The organism is Alteromonas sp. 4NH20-0056 (genome assembly GCF_057539655.1).
In genome coordinates this window covers 644,881-666,551 of record NZ_BAAJLS010000001.1, presented here as the reverse complement: position 1 = coordinate 666,551, position 21,671 = coordinate 644,881, and the positions used below count along the sequence as shown (strand labels likewise).

Below are 21,671 nucleotides of genomic sequence, written 5' to 3'. Positions count from 1 at the left end.
CGCGTTAACGAAGGTTAAACGTAGATATTATGCGTTTCTTAATTCCCTACGAAGAATTTTACCTACCGTAGATTTGGGTAACTCTTCAAGTACCGTTATAGATTTAGGCACCTTGTAGTTAGTAAGTTGTTCTTTGCAAAATGCGACAACAGCATCATTTTCAACTGGTTTGCTCACCGTTATGAAAGCACAAACACGCTCACCTGTTTTTTCATCAGGGTTGCCTACTACAGCAGCCTCAACAATATCAGGGTGAGACGTTAGTACATCCTCTACTTCGTTAGGGTAGACGTTGAAACCAGAGACCAAAATCATGTCTTTCAGTCGATCAACGATTTTAATCGCGCCGGACGCAAGTCGTATCCCAATGTCCCCGGTTTTGAAGAAACCATCCGGTGTCATAACCTTTGCCGTTTCGTCATCTCTATTCCAGTAGCCCATCATGACTTGCGGTCCACGAACCGCAATTTGCCCGGATTCACCTTCTTCTACTGGGGCATCGTTACTATCGAGTAAGGCCACTTCAGTGTCCGCTAAGGGTAAGCCTACCGAGCCGATTTCTTCTTTACCTGGAAGGTTAAACGAGACCACAGGCGCTGTTTCTGACAACCCATATCCTTCAGTAATGGTGTTACCAGTGACATCTTTCCAAATGGCTACAGCACCTTGGGTAAGTGCCGTTCCGCCAGACATGGTTAAATGTAATTTAGAGAAATCGAGTTTAGCAAATTCCGGGTGACGACCTAACCCAACAAAAAGGGTATTAATCCCTGCGAACGCCGTGATGGCATGTGGTTTGAGGGTTTGAATAAAACCATCGATATCCCGCGGGTTTGGGATCAGCAGAATTTGACTGCCTTTGGCAAACAACGCCATCATGCATACGGTAAATGCATAAATATGATAAAGGGGAAGCGGACACACCACGACTTCTCCTCCTTCTTTAAACTGCGCGCCAATCCTGTCAAGCATCTGAATGCAATTGGCGAGTACGTTTTCATGGCTAAGTGCCGCACCTTTAGATACACCGGTAGTGCCACCTGTATATTGAAGCATCGCAAGTGCGCCAATCTCTATTTTAGTGCGTTCGAATGAAGGAAGGTTTTTGCCTTCCTCCACTGCACTGGACAGCGAGATGGTATTGGCAATATTCGGCGCGGTGGCGGCATCTAACAATTCAGTTGCAGAAGTCGCAATGACAGTAGTAATGCTAGTATCGTCTTTAATCGCGTCAAACTTGGGCACAAGGTCGCTAAGAATAACCAGTGCCGTTGCACCACTGTCGGTAAACTGATGTTTCATTTCGCGTTCGGTATATAGCGGATTGGTATTAACAACCACCAACCCTGCGCGCAGTGCAGCGTATACCGCGATTGGGTTTTGGATTAAGTTAGGAAGCTGAATCGCAATGCGATCACCGGCTTGCAGCTTAGCAGTATGAATAAAGTAACGCGCAAGAGCGGACGATTTTTCATCGATTTCTTTGAAGGTAAGTGTCTGTCCAAGGGCCGTGTATGCAGGCTTATCGGCATATTTTTGAAGCACAGACTCAATGTAATCTGCTAAAGAACCAACATTATCTGGGTAAGAAATCATAGCGCAATTTTCCTAATACTCATTCGATTTATCGATAAGGTAACAAAAGTCTTTTTTCATTAACATAATATTTACGTTATAAGTACGCATTCATCGCGATGATGGTTTGTTTCTATCTCGTGTTTTGTGACATGTAGCAAAGACAAGGCCACCAATAAGGCCTGCCATGCATTGCATGGTAACGCCCAGTGTCGAGCGGGCCCCTGCAATAAGCGTTACATTGAGAATGGGTTGCATGGCTGCAAGCATAACCCACATGCCCGTCGCGCCGGCCAAAGCGTATATAAGCGCGCGTACTGTTGGATTGTAGTCACGTCGCGTTGCGATCCACATAGCCACAATCATTGCAATTAAGACAGTAAAGGCAATGGCACTTCCATAAAGTACAAGCAAACCCTGAATATCCTCAAGGGTAGTGAATAACCATTGTCGTAGTGAAATATCGATATTAAGCTGCACAAGATTTAGCAAAACGGATTGCGTATGCAGGATACTTGCGATGAGGTAGGTCGTTAGCAACGCGGGTAAATAGGCGCGTAAAAACATCAATACGGTTTGTATAACTCGCATAACGCGTTCCTTAATTAGTAGTCCAGATTTTTATACCATTGCATGCTAGGGTAAAGAAATAAACGTTTTTAGAGTTCTCGGTATGAATAAACTTCAACACCTTTTAACAATGGTAATGTTTAGCGTTGGTTATACTGCCTATGCAGAACCGGCTAAGCCATCACTCGATTTTACTACCGAAGTCATTGCAAACAAGCTTGTCTCTCCTTGGGCTATTGCCTTAACACCGAAAGGGCTTTGGTTGATAACCGAACGGGAAGGGAACGTAGTGGCAGTAGCAACTGATGGCACCGTAACGCGCCAAAAATTATCGCTTCCATCGCTTTATGTTGAAGGGCAAGGAGGATTAATGGATATCAAGCTTGCCCCTGATTTCAAAAAAAGCCGAGCGCTTATGATTTCCTATGCAAAAGGAGATGCGAGCGACAATAGGCTTGCGGTAATGAAGGGGACGTTGAGCGAAGGGGGCAAGATAGAAGCACTTCAGACCGTATTTGAAGTAAAAGATGCAAAAGATACGCCTGTGCATTATGGGGGGCGCTTACTCGCACTTAATGATAATGAATGGTTAGTGACCAGCGGTGACGGGTTCGATTATCGCGAGGAAGCGCAAAAATTAACTTCTCAATTAGGGAAGGTGTTACGCTTTACTCGTGATGGTAGTGCGCCTAGCGATGGTGCATTTTCTAACGCTCCTTTTATTTTTACTTATGGTCACCGAAACCCTCAAGGGTTAATTCAAGGACCGGATGGCGAGATATGGCTGCACGAACATGGCCCGGATGGTGGTGATGAAATCAATCAACTTCACAGCGGCAATAATTACGGATGGCCAGTTGTCACAAACGGTAACGACTACTCAGGTGCGCGAATCTCACCGTTTAGACGTTACGATGGAATGCAAAGTCCAGTTTGGGATTGGACACCGTCTATTGCGCCTTCTGCGATGGTTTATTACTCAGGCTCACGCTTTGCTGCACTGAGCAATACCCTGCTGGTTACTGCGCTGAAAGATAAGGCCGTCTACACGGTGTCGCTTGAAGATAAAAAACCATCTCAACAACGTATTTTTTCATCGTTAGATACGCGTTTGCGAGATATCGCTACTGATAACGCGGGCTACATTTATTTACTTACCGATGGCGCTGACGCTTCACTAGTGCGTGTTAGCCCAGGTTCTTAATAAAAATATCAGGTCGTTATGGCAAAAGAGAAGCTAAATTCATACTTATGAACGACATTTGTTTATTATTTACTCTGGTACTACCATAAATATAATAAATACCTAGGATAAATTCAGCTAAGTACGTGCATGCGGAAAATGAGACGTAAGCGTGACATTAACACGCTTTATAAATGCTTATGGTTTTTTAAGTGATTGAAATTTAATGGTATAGTTGAATTTCATTAGGCGTTGAGTAAATTTAAGTGAACGGGGCAGTAGTTAAACGTTGCGTAATTATTTCGCGTAATCAGGCAGGAAAATTTACTGTATTGTTCTTATGATTACTTGTCGCTATAAAATCAGGTAAAATAATCACCAAATTTTATGCGTTGCGTTAATTAAAACGTATAAACAAATCTAACGTTAACCCAAGACCGAGATAAATATATGAGTTTGTATTCAGAATATTTGGCAGAGATCGAAACCCGTAAAGCGGAGCTAGGTCTTCACCCTAAGCCTATCGACAGTGCAGATTTACTGTCGGAAATTATTGCTCAAATCAAAGATGCTGGTAACGAGCACCGCGAAGACTCACTTAAGTTCTTTATCTATAACACCTTACCAGGTACCACGAGTGCTGCGGGCGTTAAAGCAACTTTCCTAAAAGAAATCGTTCTTGGCGAAGAAAAAGTAGAAGAAATTACGCCAGCGTTTGCACTAGAATTGCTTTCCCACATGAAAGGCGGGCCGTCTGTTGAAGTGCTTCTTGATTTAGCGCTTTCAGACAACGAAGCGGTAGCGAAGCCAGCTGCTGAAGTCGTTAAAACACAGGTTTATCTATACGAAGCTGATACAGAGCGTCTAGAAGCCTCATACAACGCTGGCAACGTGATAGCGAAAGACATTCTAGAGAGCTATGCAAAAGCAGAGTTCTTTACGAAATTACCTGACGTTCCAGAAAAAATTGACGTAGTTACCTATATTGCTGCAGAAGGTGATATTTCTACTGACTTACTTTCTCCAGGTAACCAAGCGCACTCTCGTGCAGACCGTGAGCTACACGGTCAGTGCATGATCACGCCTGAAGCACAACAAGAAATTGTTGAGCTAGGTAAAAAGCATCCGAATGCCAAAGTAATGCTTATTGCAGAAAAAGGTACAATGGGTGTAGGTTCTTCGCGTATGTCTGGTGTGAATAACGTTGCACTATGGGCCGGTGAGCCATCAAGCCCTTACATTCCATTTGTAAACAAAGCGCCAGTGGTTGCGGGTACAAATGGCATTGCACCTATCTTCCTTACTACAGTAGACGTTACTGGCGGTATCGGTCTTGACCTTAAAAACTGGGTTAAGAAGACAGATGCTAACGGTGAAGTGGTTCGTGATGAGAACGGCGACCCAGTGCTAGAGCAGGCATACTCTGTAGCTACTGGTACCGTACTAACTATCGATACTAAAGCGAAAAAGCTGTTCAATGGTACAGAAGAATTATCGGATGTATCAAGCGCATTCACTCCACAAAAAATGGAGTTTATGAAAGCCGGTGGTTCTTACGCGGTAACCTTTGGTAAGCAATTACAAACTTTTGCAGCAAAAGTGTTAGGTACAGACGTACCTGAAGTTTATGCACGTTCTAAAGAAGTATCTGTAGAGAACCAAGGCCTTACAGCGGTAGAAAAAATCTTTAACCGCAATGCGGTAGGCGTTAAATCTAAAACACCACTTCACGCTGGTTCAGACGTTCGCGTTAAAGTAAATATTGTAGGTTCACAAGATACAACCGGCCCGATGACATGCCAAGAGCTAGAGTCAATGGCAGCATCAACGATTTCTCCGCTTGTAGACGGTGCATACCAGTCTGGCTGTCACACAGCATCGGTATGGGATAAGAAGGCGCAAGCTAATATTCCTAAGCTTATGTCTTTCATGAATAACTTTGGTGTAATCACAGCACGTGACCCTAAAGGGGTTTACCATGCTATGACTGACGTTATTCACAAAGTATTGAACGATATTACAGTTGATGATCGCGCGATTATCATTGGTGGTGACTCGCATACGCGTATGTCTAAAGGTGTGGCGTTTGGTGCTGACTCAGGCACGGTAGCGGTAGCTCTTGCGACAGGTGAAGCGGCAATGCCAATTCCAGAGTCGGTAAAAGTGACGTTCAAAGGCGAAATGAAGAGCCACATGGATTTCCGTGACGTTGTTCATGCTACTCAAGCTCAAATGCTTAAGCAATTTGGCGGCGAGAACGTGTTCCAAGGCCGTGTTATCGAAGTACAAATTGGTACTTTGCTTGCTGACCAAGCGTTCACGTTTACTGACTGGACAGCTGAGATGAAAGCGAAAGCGTCAATCTGTATCTCAAATGATGAGACGATGATTGCGTCATTAGAGCTTGCTAAAACGCGCATTAAGATAATGATCGACAAGGGCATGGACAACGAAGCGAAAATGCTTCAGGGCCTTATTGACCTTGCTGACAAGCGTATTGCTGAAATCAAGTCTGGCGAAGAGCCAGCGCTTGCTCCAGATGATAATGCAAACTACTACGCCGAAGTGGTGGTTGATTTAGACCAAATCGACGAGCCAATGATTGCTGACCCAGACGTAAATAATGAAGACGTTTCTAAGCGTTATACCCATGACGTAATTCGTCCAGTCTCTTACTACGATGGCAAAGCGGTTGACCTTGCGTTCGTTGGTTCTTGTATGGTTCACAAAGGTGACATGCAGATTATTGCGCAAATGCTTCGTAACCTAGAAAAGCAAAACGGCAGTGTATCGTTTAGCGTTCCTCTAGTTGTCGCGCCACCAACATACAACATTGTTGATGAGCTAAAAGCGGAAGGCGATTGGGATATTCTTACTAAGTATGCTGGTTTTGAGTTCAACGACGACAAGCCAAAAGAATCTGCGCGTACCAAGTACGACAACATCATGTACTTAGAGCGTCCAGGGTGTAACCTTTGTATGGGTAACCAAGAAAAGGCAGAACCTGGCGATACGGTAATTGCTACGTCTACGCGCCTATTCCAAGGTCGTGTAGTTGCTGACTCTAGTGAGAAGAAAGGTGAATCTCTACTAGGCTCAACGCCATTGGTAGTGCTATCTGCTGTACTAGGTCGCTTCCCAACAATGGAAGAGTACAAAGCTGCGGTTGAAGGCATTAACCTTACTGACTTCGCGCCACCGGCTGAAGACATGGCCGTTGCGCCTAAATTTACGCCAAGCGTTGCAGTTAAAAACGTATAATTGCATTACGCAGTAGCGTAATTCATTGCTATATAAAAGCCCCGACCTAGGTTGGGGCTTTTTTGTATGACTCCTTTGTATTAGTTCGCTATTCCAGTTGAATCGTTCTAACTCGCCGTCAAACCTTTGAAATAGACAGCCAAAAACACCTCTTCGGTTCAGTTTCGTTAATCCCTCAGTTATTTATAGTAAACATCTATCCATACTTACATTTATGCGAGGGCAAACCTATGCGCGACATCGCTGTAATGATATTGAGCTTATTTTTACTACCTACCGGTTGCGAGTATGCTAACGCTAATAGCTCACTATCCGTTCAACAGGCTATGTCTTACGATATCAATCGCAATACCCTTGATGTGAGTCACTATTTAGTAAGTGAGAAATTAGACGGTATTCGAGCAAGGTGGACAGGCAAACAGTTGCTTACTCGAAATGGCAACGTCATTCATTCGCCTTTGGCATTTACCGCAGGCTGGCCAAACGTACCGTTAGATGGAGAGCTGTGGCTGGGTAGGGGGCAATTTGAGCTGACAGCATCAATTGTATTAAGCGAGGCCCCTGATGAACGGTGGGAACGCATAAAGATGGTGGTATTTGATATGCCGCAATTTAACAGGCCCTTTGAGGAACGGGTAAACGACATCGCGATGCTTGTTAGCCAGGCTAATAGTACAACGTTAGATGCTGTCCGTCATTTTACGCTTGAATCCCATCAAGCGCTTGCGTCTACCTTGGATGCCGTTATTGACGGCGGTGGCGAGGGCTTAATGCTGCACGCCAAAAACGCTTACTATCAAGAGGGAAGGAGTCAGCAATTGCTTAAAGTAAAGCGGTACTCAGACGCTGAAGCTAGAGTGATAGGGCATATCGAGGGCAGGGGAAAGTTTTCAGGTATGATGGGCTCGCTAATGGTTGAATCCACCACGGGTATTCGATTTAAGCTAGGTACTGGATTTTCACGTGAACAGCGAATAAAACCACCGAAAGTGGGTGAATGGGTTACGTATAAGTATTATGGACTGACACGCAAACAGATTCCTCGCTTCGCAAGTTTTATGCACGTTCGTCCACAAAAAGATCGACCTAGAAAGGAAAAGCACTAGCGGTTACGTCCTCTACTACAATAACTTAAATACCTTTTTATTGACTCGATTACGTTACGAATAAATACCCCCTCTAGCATAGAATTGCAGGCGTGTTCAAAAGGGTACTGGTCGCAACCAAGGCGAACCGTATTTCAACGTTGAATGTTGCTAGATTTAGTGTATAAATTAGCACGCTGGCTCTCATTTAGTTAGCCAGCAATTTTGAATAGAAAGGGTGTCTAATGGGTAAACTTTTTTTTGCTGTAATTGTACTTTGTATTTCATTGGGGTGCGTGCAAGCGCAAATAGACCCAGCACAGCAAATGAACCACGTACAGTTTGATCGTATTAGCCTGACCATGGGTGGGGAAAAATACGATGTTGAATATGCAAAGACCTTTGAGCAACGCGCTAAAGGGCTGATGTTTCGAAAAGAATTGTGTGAAGACTGCGGCATGCTATTTAAGTTTGATAGCCCTAAGTTTGCAGGTATTTGGATGAAAAATACCTTTATCCCCCTAGACCTGGCATTTATCGATAGAAACGGCGTAATAACAGATATAAAACCTTTAACCCCACACAATCTTGATTCTGTTGTGGCCTCTAAGAAGGTACTGTATGCGCTTGAAATGAGCCAAGGGTGGTTCTCCAACCATAATATTAAAGTTGGCGACCAAGTAACAATTCATCGTTAAGTAGCATGTAAAAAAGCGTGCTGCTCGACCAGCTAATAACTGGTTTTTAATTTGGAGTTAAACAAAGTGACAAATGCCTTATCGATAGCCAAGTTCGGTGGAACAAGTGTTGCCAATTACGAGGCGATGCAAAATTGCGCGAGAATTGTGGCCGGTAATGAAACCACACGAATTGTGGTAGTGAGTGCATCAGCGGGCGTAACAAATCATTTGGTCAGTCTCGCTCATACGCCAATGACACAACAACAAATTGAAGACACATGTCAGGCGATCACTGACATAGAGCTTGCGATTTTAAATAAGCTTGCAGATAAAGATGAAGTCGCAGTGAAGCTGAACGACCTATTAGATGAAGTTCGTGCATTAGCATTTCATGAAGAAATCCTTCACAGAAATGATTTGAAGGATCAGCTGCTGTCTATGGGGGAGCGTATGTCTTCTCTCATGTTCTCTTCTGTGTTGTCTGAACAAAACGTTAAAACGATTAATTTCGACGTACGTAAAGTATTACGAACCGACAGCGAATACGGTGAAGCATCTCCTCAGATTGAGGAGATAGCGAAACTCGCTGAGCAACTTTTGGCGCCTGAAATTACGGACGCCATCGTCGTTACCCAGGGGTTTGTTGGCGCAGATGGGGAAGGGCATACCACCACACTAGGCCGAGGCGGTTCAGACTTTACTGCGGCATTGCTCGCTGAAGCATTAAATGCCCAGGCGTGCGAGATTTGGACTGACGTTATTGGTGTTTATACTACTGACCCTCGTATAACTGATGCTGCACGCCCTTTGCCCGAATTAAGTTTTGAAGAAGCGGCAGAAATGGCCACTTTCGGTGCTAAAGTGCTGCATCCGGCCACCATGGAACCCGCTCTTCGGAAAAATATAAAAGTATTTGTAGGCTCAAGCAAAGAGCCAGAAAAAGGGGGTACATGGATTGTTCGTGACTGCGAGCATGAGCCGGCTTATCGCGCCATTACACGCCGTAAAGAGCAAGTAATGGTTACCGTTAAAACACCGAAGATGATGTATGCTCAAGGCTTCCTACAGCAGGTTTTTGCTATTATAGCGAAACACAAACTGAGCGTTGACTTGGTTACCACGTCCGAAATCTCTGTATCGTTCACCCTAGATAACCCTGCTAATTCGGTAGCACAAAGACTTAATAAAGAAACCATTGCCGAACTAGAAACGATTTGTGATGTAAAAGTTGAGAAGGGATATGATTTAGTGACAGTGGTAGGGAACAATATGCAAACGGCAACAGGCGTTTCGAGTAAGATCCTTGCGTCAGTAGCCGATTTTACGCTTCGTATGATTTGTTTCGGTGCCAACCCACACAACTTATCATTTTTAGTCAGTGAAAATGACAGTAACGAGGTGGTGTGTAAATTGCACAAGGCGTTATTCGAATAAGGCGGCTCAAGGCGGGTATGTCTGCTTACCCGCCACCGTCTCACTCTATGGGAATAATGATTTCATGCCGTTTATTCCATGGCAGGGTAAATGGCGAATCATACCCCATATAACTCGCTTGCCCTGAGGGAGTAAATCCATTTTCCGCAATCAGTGATAGTAACGTTTGCTCATAAGCATCACGCTTACTCTCTGTATCAAGCCCTGAATAGCTTATAGACGCCACTTTTCTTGCAGGTACGTTGACTAATGACACATTGGGGTGCGTAGGGACAGGCGCGGTCTCTTGGGTATATTGGCTTGGTAAAAAAAACATCATGCCGTTATTATCTGATACTTCAACCGGAGACGTCATAGCGATGTCGGTGCTAGTATTGCCTACTTCGACAGGAGACGTCATTGCAATGTCGCTTTTAGACGTGTTGTCACCGGAGATATAGTTGAAAAGCAGCCTGAATGCGCCATTTTCACTGCTGCCTTTAGACGTTACCCCAATAGCCTCTGGATACTGGCGAATTTCAACGTCTTCATTTAGCCGTTTAATGACCTCATACGGAATAGTTTCTGTGCTTTTGTAATACACCTTTTCAGCCTTTACATGACTTGCACTCATCACCATTCCAATCACCAATAACCTAAAAAATACCGTCATTATATTGTTTATTAAAGAAGCCATATTCGTTATACGTGATAAGCGGCTATCATGCTCACTTTTTTCAGACCTAAGTGTTATGCCTTTTCAAAAGCACTTTAGAAACAAAAAAGGGCGCTAATGCGCCCTTTTACTCAGTGTGTAGTGAGTCGCTACACCTTAAATTGGCGTATCGACTGTTGAAGTTCTTCTGCAAGGCGTGCCACTTCGTGACTAGATTCCGACGTTTGCTGTGCACCTGCCGTTGTCTCTTCTGCAATACCCACAATCGTCTCCAATTTTTCACTGATTTCTTGAGAAACAGTATTTTGTTCTCTTGCAGATTGTTCAATTTGAGAGCTTACATCATGTGCTTTGTGAACCGCGTCAGAAATAATATCCAATGCCTGTGTAGCTTTCTCTGTTTGCGCTACACACGCAACCGTTTGTTCCTTGCCTTGATTCATAACTGCAACCGCACGCTCAGCGCCCGCTTGAAGTACTTCAATCATGGCGTTAATTTCTTGTGTCGATTGCTGGGTTCTGCTGGCTAGGGTTCTGACTTCATCAGCAACAACGGCAAAGCCTCGACCTTGTTCACCCGCTCGTGCAGCCTCAATCGCTGCGTTTAACGCAAGCAGGTTAGTTTGGTCTGCTACCCCACGGATAACATCAAGGATGCCACCGATACTCGCACTGTCTTGGTGAAGTTTATTGATGACTTCAGCCGCATCTTCAACGTCACGGGCAAGGATCTCAATGGTGTTTTTGTTCTCAAGGGATATCTGGCGAACGTTTTCAGCCTCAACGTCAGCATGCTTGATTTGGTTGAGCGTGTCTTCTGCGTTTTGCACCACAAGTTGTGAAGTCGAATGCATCTCGGTGGTTGCTGTTGCAACCTGTCCAATCTGTGATTTCTGATCTTGAATAGAGTGTGTGGTTTGCTCAGTAACCGCTGATGTCTGTTCCGACGCCGCAGCCAGTTGTTCTGCGCGAACATTGATGGCTGTAATAAGTTCTTTCAGATTGCCTATTAGCGTATTACAGTTTCTTGCAAGAAGACCAAATTCGTCTTGAGCGCTGTCATCTAAGCGATGCGTAAGGTCGCCTGATGATGCGACAGTAAGTAATTCGTTTACACGGTAAAGGGGACGTGTGATGGCTCTAACAGTAACAATGCCTATTAAAACAGCTGCAGCAATAGAGATAAGGGCGACAATAACAACAATAGTGTTGCCAGAAGCAATGGTCGAATTAACCTGGTCTTCAATTTCAGAGGCTTTGTTGTCTGCAAGTTTCAGCAAGCGTTCCAGCTCTACCACACCTTTAGCGATATTCGCGTCTGAAGCATTAAGCGCACGTTCCGCATCGTTTCGACGTTCTAGTCTATCTACATGTAATTGAAGCACACCGTCACGCGCGGTTATTGCACTCACCGCATCGCTTACAAGACCGTTAATATCATCAAGTGTTCCTGAGTCGTCACGGCCGTCAGCAATATCATTCATCTCACCAAGTAACGACGTTACTTTGTCGACAACAAGCGTTACTTCGTTACCAAGCGTTTGCGAACGAACTAACGTTTGGGTTTTTACATATTCTGTCGACACGGTCAGAAGAGATAATAGCGCGGTTTCGAGTTCTCCCCCTTTTTGAGAGGCTCTTCTAAGGTTTGGGTTGTTCTGAACGGCGTCTAAGTCTGAAAAATCAAGCAGGTAGGTGGACGCATCATCTGCATTGTCTTCAGCGTCGCCCAGTTTGTTTTCGATGGCGTTGCGTAAATCCATATATTTCTGATGGTTCGTATGTAGGTCGTCCACATTTAATAAATAGGCATCAAAAGCACTACGTACGCTGTTTAACGTGCTGCGTAAGTCTGGCTCTTCAGATACCGCCGATGCGAGTTTTGTATACTCTGAGTCAAATGCGTCACGTGCGGACTTAAACGACGTTTTCTTTTCTTGAAGACCCGTTAAGCTTTCTTCAATGTAGGCTTCGAAGGTTAGTCGGCCCATATTAAGAAAACTGGCTTTCAATGCATTACTGCCTGCTACAGTGGGTAGCGCAACATCATTGACTTCTTCGGTTGCAGAGCCAATAGAATTCAAGTTGTAGAGTGACACAATACTTATGATAATCAGTAGAACACTGATTGCGACAAATCCACCGATTATGCGCGTTGCTACAGTAATCTTCATCGGAACTCCTGGACTCAATATAATTTTTATTCTTGTGATAGTACATTGCAAAACCCACGAAATACACCACTAATCGAGGGTTTTGCAAATCATCTATACCACTATTGTTCGTGCTTATTGGCAAAGACTGCCTGTAAGTTTATGTATCGGCAACATATTTGAAATATTTAACCCAGAGAGACATAAAAGCAAGAACTAAAGGTACAACCAGTTATTTCGGTGCATTTACCTGGGTGATAGTCCCACTCTCAATATGCAACAGACTCATGGTTTGCCCCCATACATAGCCCGTATCTAAACCAATAAACTGACTATGCTTGGTGTCACCATTTAATGCTGCCCAGTGGCCAAAGATCACTTTGTGTTTTTTCTTAAGATTGCTATTTGGCACCGCGAACCAGGGAACTAACTGCTCTGGGTTAGTGGTATTAGCAGGATGAGATTTATTGGCAAAATCCAGTCTATTATCTGGATGCAAATAGCGCATTCGTGTACAGGCGTTCACAGTAAAGCGTGTTTTTTCTTGGTCAGTTGACGCACTATTGATATGTGTCGGCGTATTGCCGTACATGGTTTTTAAAAAACTGACATAGTCGTCGCTTCTAAGTTGTGACGAAACGGTATCACTAGCAGCGATCACGTCTTTAAACGACCATTCAGGGAAAAGGCCTGCATGCACTAATAGATTACGTTTTTTTATGCGAAGGGCTAAAGGAAACATGCGCAGCCAGTCAATCAATTCATGAAAGTCAGGCGCATTAATAAGTGGTTGTAGGTTATCTGACTTTTTAGCTTCACGAATGCCATTGGCCACAGCCAGAAGATGGAGATCGTGGTTGCCAAGTACGGTGTGAAAGCTATTACCCAGTGACTTTAAGTAGCGTAAGGTGCTTAATGAATCATCGCCCCGGGCCACCAAATCACCCACCGCATATAAGGTATCTGAATCTGCGTTGAAATTGACGGTATCAAGCAGGTTTAGTAGCCCTCGGTGGCAGCCTTGAATATCTCCGACGACAAAGCTTCTCGGTTCTTGCATAGTACTTATCTTTTAATGAAGAAGGTTGGGCTTAGCTAAGCGAAAAGGGGAAATAGGCACGTGAAAACGCTCTCCATTCTCGTTTTCCATTTCGTAGTGACCTTCCATGCTGCCAACAGGGGTATCTAACACTGCGCCGCTGGTATATTCAAATTGTTCGTTAGGTTGCATAATGGGCTGCTTGCCAATAACTCCAGCGCCACTAACCTCCGTTGATTTGCCATTTGCGTCAGTGATTTTCCAATATCTATTAATAAGTTGAACAGTGCTCTTGCTCTTGTTTTCAATAGTGATGTGATAAGCAAACGCATATTGCGTTGAGTCACTTGGAAGATGGTCGGGAAGGTGGCGGGTTTTCACCCGCACACAAATATCAGGAGTAGACATGGGTTAACGGTCTAACTCTTGCGCTGACTCTAGCGCCGAAACAGCATTGGCGATGGTCGCAAAGTCTTGTAATGAAAGCACTTCCGCGCGCGCTGTAGGGTTTAGGCCTATTTCAGTGAGTTGCTCTTCTGTTAAGCAGTCCTTGAGCGAGTTTCTAATGGTCTTTCTACGCTGATTAAATGCTTGCGCACAAACACGCTCAAGCGTATTGACAGATGTCACTTCAACCGGTGGCGTGCTATGAGGAACCAACCTAACAACGGCAGAGTCTACTTTTGGGGGTGGCTTAAAGGCGCCTGGTGGCACGGTGAGTACGGGGATCACCTGGCAATAATACTGCGCCATCACTGACAACCTTCCGTACGTCTTCGACCCAGGCCCAGCTGCAAGGCGAGTTACTACTTCTTTTTGAAGCATAAAGTGCATGTCTTCAATGCTGTCAGCATGGTCAAAAAGGTGAAACATCAATGGCGTAGAGATGTTGTAAGGCAGATTACCAAAAACGCGTAACTTTTTGCCCTCGACCGGCATTGTTTTCAACAGTGCGGTGAAATCCAATGTCATGGCATCTTGTTCAATAACGGTAAGTTTTTCGCCATTGAATGGATGATGGCGAAGCCGCTTAGCGAGATCTCTGTCTAGTTCAATGACCGTTAATGCGTTCACTTCTTCACAGACAGGATCAGTTAAAGCACCAAGTCCCGGGCCTATTTCTACTAAGTTCTGTTCGTTTCTGGGGTTAATTGCGTCGACGATTTTGCCAATAACATAATCGTCGTGCAGAAAGTTTTGTCCGAAACGTTTTCTGGCCGTATGGCCTAAATGTGTTTTACTCATTGTTGATGATATGCAAGCTCTATGGCTTTTTCCAAAGCCTTTCTGAAACTGCCGGGATCAGCGCTGCCGGTACCAGCTAAATCTAGTGCGGTACCATGATCGACGGAAGTTCTAATAAAGGGAAGCCCCAGTGTAATGTTTACTGATGCACCAAATCCTTTGTATTTTAACACGGGTAATCCCTGGTCGTGGTACATTGCTAGCACAACGTCTGCATCATCTAAATATTTTGGCTGGAATATAGTATCGGCAGGCAATGGCCCTACGATGTCTAAGCCTTCTGCACGCAGTTCTTCAAGTGCAGGTGTTATGGTATGAATTTCTTCAGTGCCAATATGGCCGTCTTCCCCTGCGTGAGGGTTCAATCCGCATACGTAAATACGCGGTTGTTTGATACCGAATTTAAGCGTTAAGTCGGTATTGATAATGTGAATGACTTTATTAAGCCTGTCTCGAGTGATTGCTTTTGCTACGTATTCTAACGGAATATGCGTGGTGGCTAACGCAACGTTTAGCCCTTCGGTAGCAAGCAGCATAACCACATCAATCGTATTCGATTGATGAGCAAAAAACTCGGTATGCCCGCTAAATGAAACGCCGGCTTTATTGATAATGCCTTTGTGCACAGGGCCAGTGACTACCGCGTCAAAATCACCATTAATATTAGCTTGGCATGCCGCTCTCAGTGTCTCTACTACGTAAAGACCATTTTCGCTGTCTAATTGCCCAGCAACAACGTTAGTATTGGTGTCGATTTGTTTAATATATAACGAACCAGCAGGCTGAATTTCACTATTGGTGTCTTCAAAAGGCAGCAATGACAATGGGAGGTCAAGTTCATTTGCTCGCGCCATCATCATGTCTGCATCGGCAAAAACCACCAACTGTGCCTGCCACGCTTCCTGGGCTAATTTAATAATTAAATCTGGCCCAATACCGGCAGGCTCACCTGGCGTAATTGCTATTTTTATCGGTCTGCTCATAAATACTGTCTAATTAAGAATCGAGAACTTCAATGTAAGCAGCGTCGCGCATTTCACGTAACCAATTCTCGGTTTCTTCTGCAAACTTTCTGTTGTAGATAAGTTGATATGCTTTATCTTCTTTTTTACGCTCAGTGGCATCATCAATTCGTCTATCGATAAGTTGAAGTAAATGCCAACCGTGCACAGAGCGCACTGGATCGCTGTATTCACCCGGCGTTAATCGCGCAAGTGCTTCTTTAAACGCAGGAACATACGCATTAGGGTCAGCCCAACCTAGCTCACCGCCTCGAAGTGCTGAACCTGGATCTTCAGAATGTTCTTTGGCTAGTTCCGCAAAATCAGCATCACCGTTAAGCAAGTCTTCTTTAAATTTAGCCAGCATTGCTTTGGCTTTATCTTCACTAAGTATAATTGATGGCTTAATCAGAATGTGACGAGAATCCACTTCTTCAATGGTGACTTTTTCAATACCGCGAGTATCAGCCACTTTTAGAATATGAAACCCTGCGCCGCTTCTTATCGGGCCAACAAGTTCTTCTTTATCTTTACCTTGAATTGCCTCTGCGAAGAGCGTTGGCATAGCATTAATATTCAGCCAACCCATGTCTCCACCTTCTAGCGCTTCGCTACCAGAAGAAGAGGCAATGGCTATTTTGGCAAAGTCAGAACCAGAGTTGAGTAACGAAATGACTTTATCTGCACGTTCACGGGCGGCGGCGATATCTTCGTCAGTTGGCTCAGCAGGGAAACCAATAAGAATATGTCCTAGACGATATTCAGCTTGCGTGGCACCTTGTTCTTCCATGAGTTCTAATAAGGTGGTGATTTCTTGTGGGGTAATGTACACACGACGACGGACGTTAGCTCTACGTACCTCTCCCATTATGATTTCTTCACGAATACTTTCTCGATAATCATCGTAAGCGATACCTTCGGCAATTAGCTGGGCACGAAGTTGCTCAAGGGTAGCGTTTTGATTCGCCGCAATATTGCCAATGGTTTGTTCTAACTGAGGGTCACTTATACGAATACCCATGCGTTCAGCCATTTGCATCTGCAGATTTTTTACAATCAAGCGCTCTATGGCCTGTGTGCGAAGTGCTCTGTCTGAGGGAAGTGACTGGTTATTGTCTTCTGCATTCTTTTTAACGTCTTGTATCAATGCTTCAATTTCACTTTCAAGCACGACACCTTGGTCGACGATAACCGCGACACGGTCAAGCATTACTTCCTGAGCAACGCTACTGAAAGATAGTACTGCGCCTAACAACAAGGCTCGAATTATGAACTTCATACTTTCTCTTTTATTTTTGGTTAATGCGTTTAATCAAGTATTCACTTGAATCACTACCGGTTAATTTAAACTATATGGTTGGCGATAGCCAAACAAGCCGTCGCGTAACATGCTTCTTCGTGTACCTGAAGTACCAATTCCCTTGAAAATAAATTGCATAGAGACACCCGAGTCGAAGTCATTGGTCAGTTGCTCACCCAATGCATTAAAACGGTTATTTAAGGTGCGTTGTGCAACTAGTCTTACCGCCCAACAGCATGACTCGTATTGTAAACCCGCATAGGTTTCAATACTTCTTTGTCTCTCTAGATCACGATACGTCCGTGCTACCCACTGCCAGTTTTCGTTAATCGGCCAACTAGCGGAAACACCGATTTGGTCGATGGTCTCGCCACTTAGGTTTCTTGCATAACGATGGCTGAATTGGATAAAACGATTGCTATCTTGACGATACTCTAACCCAACACTACTGATATCAACTTTGTCGGTATCAGTAGTGATTTGAACGTCGGAGTGAAAGTACCAATTGTCATTAAAGCGCCAGTCGAGTTCAGCCGCAAGGGCAGAACGATCGCCGTCTTTAGATGCAGCAATAACTTTATTATCTTCAAGATAGAATATCTGACCTAAGCTGAGTACCAATTGTTCCCTGTTATTCTCATTTAATAGTCGTGTGGTTACGCCAAGGGTAATTTGATTGTTGTCGTTTATTCTATCTAATCCAGTGAATTCTTGTCCACGAAACAACCCTTCCACGTCAGTCAACAACACGGTCGCATCATAGAGACCAATGGCAGTTTGGTCTTCAAACGACGTATATAGATATTGTAATTTTGGCTCTAATGTCATTGATGTATCGTTGCTAAACCACGATGTGTCGCGTTCGAAATAGAGTGCACCGAACAGACGGCCTTGGCCGATAGTTCGCTCAACATTTTCTTCAAGCGCAGTACCCTCGATATTATCTTGGCGATAAATTGTCTGCATCAGTGTAGTTTCGGCAATAAATTCTCCCCACGCCGAGCGAAGCGGCATCGAGAGGGTAGGAGCAATGTGAAAGCGAGCAGCAGTAGGTGACGATTCTGATGTGTTATCGAAGTACGCCAGTTCGGAATCGAGGTTAAATTGAAAGTACTCCCCTAATGGCTTACGGTAATTAACCTTTATTTCAGGCAGCGCGCGGTAGCTATCAGCCGTATCGCCTATAATTTCGAAGTCTTTTATTTGCATATTTACCGACAGCGCCTGAGAGTAATAACGCAGGCTAACCGTTCTGTATAGGTGTGTATCGGCACGACTGTAATAATCTGAGCCTAAATCGACAAGGTAGTTATCGTCACTTAACCCATTAAAGTCTATACCTAACATCCAGTTTTTATTTATCTGCCCTTGGTGCTCTAGACGATAAAAGTAGCGATTTGGGTTACCTGCAATATCTTTGTCACCGGGGAGGTATTCAAGGTACACCATGCCTTGGCTTTTCTCAGTAAGATAACGGAACTCGGTATTAAGTTGTACCCCACGTAACGACATGAAACGCGGCGAAATCGTCATGTCATAGTTGGGTGAAATGTTCCAATAAAAAGGCTGCTCGTAATCTACACCCGTTCGACTTGAACTGGTAAGTTGTGGAAATAGTAATCCTGTTTGTCGTTCATTGCTTACCGGAAATGCAAAATAGGGAAGGTAAAAAACAGGGACATCTGCAATATAAAATCGCGTATTTTTTGCTTTGCCCCAAGCGGTGCCCTTTTCTAAGCTGATTTCACTCGCTCGGATCATCCAGTCTTCGCCACCTTCGGGGCAAGTAGTAAAGCTTACCTCTTTGAGCACAATACCCGTGTCAGTATCGAGCAAAATATCTTTTGCTGCGCCCTGACCTACAAAGCCAGTTAGCGTGTATTGGGTGTTTTCCATTTCTAATCGTTCTTCGTCAGCACGAAAAGAAACCGCGTCACTTTCTACACTAAGTTGCGCATCACGGTATTGCACCTCTCCTTTGGCAATCAAATTGCGGCCGTTTTCACTGACTTGTGCTTGAGACGCACTAATCACTGCGGTGTCAGAGGTAATATCTACGTTGCCCGAAAAAAGTGCGACCTTGTTATTGATAATTTCGGTTCTGTTTGCCTCAACCTTCACATGGCCCGTTGGCATCAACTTTTCGCTATTAAAAGAAATAGGCTCAGCGTAACACAGCCCTACTGGAGCTTGTGTTTGAGAATTGGCTTGTTGCGCGTATGTATTCACTGACATTAGTGTCGCGGCGACAAGCATGACGCAGGTCTTTTTCATGCGATGGGGAATGGCCTGTTCTATTTGGTGCTGCTGGAACGAAATGGTAGCAAAGGCTTCCTAATAGCGTTCTGCATATTATTATCAATGTGCTGATGCTGAACACCAGCACGTAACTCTTTTGTGCAAGCCGTCAATTCTAAGCACTTATTATCTATTAACCAACCGTTGTTTAAAAAAAAGAAAGATATATTACCAATTTTGTCGTAATTACGGCCTAATTAACTTGAATTTGCGGCTTATGCGCTTACTTATAATGAGTAATTCGTCATAATGACATGCAACATTATCACTTATTTTGTCGTAATCGCGCGTCGGTGCTTATAAAGGAGAGTCTACATGGCTATATGGGGAAAAGTGCTGGGCGTTATTTTTGGCCTAATGTTTTTAAAAATTCCCGGTGCAATTCTAGGGCTTATTGTTGGCCATTTTTTTGATAAAGCATACAGCCAAGATTTCAATAGGTCTGGTGGTTTTGCGCGCTTTTTTTCTGATCCTAAAAGCATGAAGCAGCAAGCGATATTTTTTCACAGCCTGTTTTCTGCGTTAGGTCACTTAGCAAAATCAGACGGCAAGGTTACACCGAAGGAAATTCAAATTGCGACTGCATTAATGGATGATATGCAGCTAACCGGTGATACCCGCAAAGAGGCGCAAAATGCCTTTAGAGAGGGGAAAGCAAGAGACTTTCCGCTTGTTGATACGCTCAATACGTTTTATCAAGCATGCCATGGCCGACGAGATATACTGCAAGTGTTTCTCGAGATTTTGATCCAGACCGCGTTCGCTGATGGAGAAGTGTCTCAGCAAGAGTACCGCGTGCTGGAAAAAGTGGCGAAACCATTAGGGTTTAGGCGCAAAGATGTAGATTATCTTATTGCCATGTACGAGGCTGAAATTCGCTTTAGACAACGTCGTGGAAACGGGGGATCAGACCAACGACGTGGCCAGCAGGGAAGGGCAAGCAGTGGGTATTCAGACCAACAGTCTTTGTCCGATGCTTATCAAATCTTGGGTGTTACCCAGCATGACGATGAAAAAACGATTAAGCGTGCTTATCGAAAGCGCATGTCAGAGCATCACCCTGATAAACTAATATCTAAAGGGCTTCCTCAACAGGCAATGGAAATAGCGAAGAAAAAAGCACAGGATATTCAATCTGCTTACGAGCTAGTCAAAGAAAAACGCGGCTTTTAATCATGGCACCAACGCGAAAATTAACCTATGTACCGGCAGTAACCCAAGCCTACATTGATGAATTTATCGAGATGCTTTGGCTGGAGAAAGGGCTTTCAGATCATACGCAACAAAGTTACCGAACTGATTTAACGAAACTGGCGGTGTACTGCAATAATGAGGGTATAAAAGATATTTCGGTGTTAACCAGTGAGCATATTCAAGGGTATCTGGCGCATCGACATCACGAAGGCTTATCGACACGAAGCACGCAACGTGCGATGAGCGCAATGCGTGCTTTTTATATCTTTTTAATCAGCAAGCAAGTTCGTGTAGACAGCCCAGTATCTTCTTTATCTAACCCGAAAACGGCAAAGACATTGCCAACATCCTTGTCCGAGCGTGAAGTTGAAACGCTACTTGCTGCGCCGCTCACAGACGACCCTGTAGAATGCAGAGACAAGAGTATGTTAGAAGTGCTTTATGCTACGGGACTTCGGGTAAGTGAATTAATTGGCTTAACCCTAGATCAAGTAAGTTTACAGCAAGGCGTCGTGCGGGTGACCGGAAAGGGCAATAAAGAACGGTTGGTTCCATTGGGTGAAGAGGCCATCGAATGGCTATTGGTTTATATTAAAAATGCCCGGCCGGTACTTGCCACTAAGCAGACTGATGTCGTCTTTTTAAGCAAGCGAGGCCAAAAAATGACACGTCAGACATTTTGGCATCGGATAAAATACTACGCAGTGAAAGCGGGCATTGAGCAGCACCTATCTCCTCACACACTAAGACATGCATTTGCTACGCATTTATTAAACCACGGTGCCGACCTACGTGTTGTGCAAATGCTGCTGGGGCATAGCGACCTCTCTACCACGCAAATTTATACCCATGTTGCAACTGAGCGCTTGCAAACCCTTATTCATAGCCACCACCCTAGAGGGTAAGTGACGCATAAAGTGGGATGAAAACGTGTTTATGCTAACAAACCCTGTGATAGCATGAAAACAAGAGCGACATATAAGCGTGTTTTATCGTAG

Annotated in this window: 17 protein-coding genes; 7 read left to right on the top strand and 10 right to left on the bottom strand. The window is 44.3% G+C overall.

Translation table 11 applies throughout. The features are described from left to right. Window positions 1-27: 27 nt before the first annotated feature. Window positions 28-1,596, bottom strand: coding sequence for an AMP-binding protein (locus AC27EZ_RS02980; protein ID WP_487133872.1), 1,569 nt, complete (start codon window positions 1,594-1,596; stop codon window positions 28-30). A 90-nt stretch (window positions 1,597-1,686) separates the two neighbouring features. Next, the gene (locus AC27EZ_RS02975; RefSeq protein ID WP_487133871.1) at window positions 1,687-2,166 is read right to left on the bottom strand and encodes a hypothetical protein; all 480 of its coding nucleotides are present in this window, start codon (window positions 2,164-2,166) and stop codon (window positions 1,687-1,689) included. Window positions 2,167-2,248: 82 nt separating this feature from the next. Here AC27EZ_RS02975 and AC27EZ_RS02970 point away from each other — a divergent pair, with 82 nt between their 5' ends. From AC27EZ_RS02970 to lysC, 5 genes are all read left to right on the top strand, one after another. Continuing rightward, window positions 2,249-3,349: a PQQ-dependent sugar dehydrogenase gene (locus tag AC27EZ_RS02970; RefSeq protein WP_487133870.1), complete on the top strand. Its 1,101-nt coding sequence runs from the start codon at window positions 2,249-2,251 to the stop codon at window positions 3,347-3,349. A gap of 429 nt (window positions 3,350-3,778) precedes the next feature. Next, window positions 3,779-6,589: a bifunctional aconitate hydratase 2/2-methylisocitrate dehydratase gene (locus AC27EZ_RS02965; protein ID WP_487133869.1), complete on the top strand. Its 2,811-nt coding sequence runs from the start codon at window positions 3,779-3,781 to the stop codon at window positions 6,587-6,589. Window positions 6,590-6,819: 230 nt separating this feature from the next. Next, window positions 6,820-7,695, top strand: a complete 876-nt coding sequence (locus AC27EZ_RS02960; protein ID WP_487133868.1) for a DNA ligase — start codon at window positions 6,820-6,822, stop codon at window positions 7,693-7,695. 224 nt (window positions 7,696-7,919) lie between these two features. Further along, window positions 7,920-8,372 (top strand): DUF192 domain-containing protein, encoded by a 453-nt coding sequence (locus AC27EZ_RS02955; protein WP_487133867.1) that lies wholly within the window; start codon window positions 7,920-7,922, stop codon window positions 8,370-8,372. A 66-nt stretch (window positions 8,373-8,438) separates the two neighbouring features. Beyond that, the gene (gene lysC, locus AC27EZ_RS02950) at window positions 8,439-9,788 is read left to right on the top strand and encodes a lysine-sensitive aspartokinase 3 (RefSeq protein ID WP_487133866.1); all 1,350 of its coding nucleotides are present in this window, start codon (window positions 8,439-8,441) and stop codon (window positions 9,786-9,788) included. 40 nt (window positions 9,789-9,828) lie between these two features. Here lysC and AC27EZ_RS02945 read toward each other — a convergent pair whose 3' ends face one another. From AC27EZ_RS02945 to AC27EZ_RS02910, 8 genes are all read right to left on the bottom strand, one after another. Continuing rightward, on the bottom strand, window positions 9,829-10,401 hold the full coding sequence (locus tag AC27EZ_RS02945) for an SOUL family heme-binding protein (protein WP_487133865.1): 573 nt from the start codon (window positions 10,399-10,401) through the stop codon (window positions 9,829-9,831). A 191-nt stretch (window positions 10,402-10,592) separates the two neighbouring features. Next, a complete protein-coding gene (locus AC27EZ_RS02940; protein ID WP_487133864.1) occupies window positions 10,593-12,617 on the bottom strand; it encodes a methyl-accepting chemotaxis protein in 2,025 nt (674 codons plus the stop codon). A gap of 211 nt (window positions 12,618-12,828) precedes the next feature. Continuing rightward, complete coding sequence (locus AC27EZ_RS02935; RefSeq protein ID WP_487133863.1) at window positions 12,829-13,656, bottom strand: symmetrical bis(5'-nucleosyl)-tetraphosphatase; 828 nt, start codon at window positions 13,654-13,656, stop codon at window positions 12,829-12,831. Window positions 13,657-13,668: 12 nt separating this feature from the next. Then, the gene (gene apaG / locus AC27EZ_RS02930) at window positions 13,669-14,043 is read right to left on the bottom strand and encodes a Co2+/Mg2+ efflux protein ApaG (RefSeq protein ID WP_487133862.1); all 375 of its coding nucleotides are present in this window, start codon (window positions 14,041-14,043) and stop codon (window positions 13,669-13,671) included. Between the two features lie 3 nt (window positions 14,044-14,046). Then, complete coding sequence (rsmA, locus tag AC27EZ_RS02925) at window positions 14,047-14,880, bottom strand: 16S rRNA (adenine(1518)-N(6)/adenine(1519)-N(6))-dimethyltransferase RsmA (RefSeq protein ID WP_487133861.1); 834 nt, start codon at window positions 14,878-14,880, stop codon at window positions 14,047-14,049. After that, window positions 14,877-15,863: a 4-hydroxythreonine-4-phosphate dehydrogenase PdxA gene (pdxA, locus tag AC27EZ_RS02920; RefSeq protein ID WP_487133860.1), complete on the bottom strand. Its 987-nt coding sequence runs from the start codon at window positions 15,861-15,863 to the stop codon at window positions 14,877-14,879. The genes rsmA and pdxA overlap by 4 nt, the downstream gene beginning before the upstream one ends. Before the next feature lie 13 nt (window positions 15,864-15,876). Beyond that, entirely contained in the window at window positions 15,877-17,160 is a 1,284-nt protein-coding gene (gene surA, locus AC27EZ_RS02915; protein WP_487133859.1) for a peptidylprolyl isomerase SurA, read from the bottom strand. A 60-nt stretch (window positions 17,161-17,220) separates the two neighbouring features. Beyond that, window positions 17,221-19,416, bottom strand: coding sequence for an LPS-assembly protein LptD (locus AC27EZ_RS02910; protein WP_487134003.1), 2,196 nt, complete (start codon window positions 19,414-19,416; stop codon window positions 17,221-17,223). Between the two features lie 378 nt (window positions 19,417-19,794). Here AC27EZ_RS02910 and djlA point away from each other — a divergent pair, with 378 nt between their 5' ends. Together djlA and xerD are read left to right on the top strand one after the other, a co-directional pair. Beyond that, complete coding sequence (gene djlA / locus AC27EZ_RS02905) at window positions 19,795-20,652, top strand: co-chaperone DjlA (protein ID WP_487133858.1); 858 nt, start codon at window positions 19,795-19,797, stop codon at window positions 20,650-20,652. A 2-nt stretch (window positions 20,653-20,654) separates the two neighbouring features. Then, window positions 20,655-21,578 carry a site-specific tyrosine recombinase XerD gene (gene xerD, locus AC27EZ_RS02900; RefSeq protein WP_487133857.1) on the top strand — a complete coding sequence of 308 codons (924 nt, stop codon included), beginning with the start codon at window positions 20,655-20,657 and terminating at the stop codon, window positions 21,576-21,578. Window positions 21,579-21,671 lie beyond the last annotated feature (93 nt).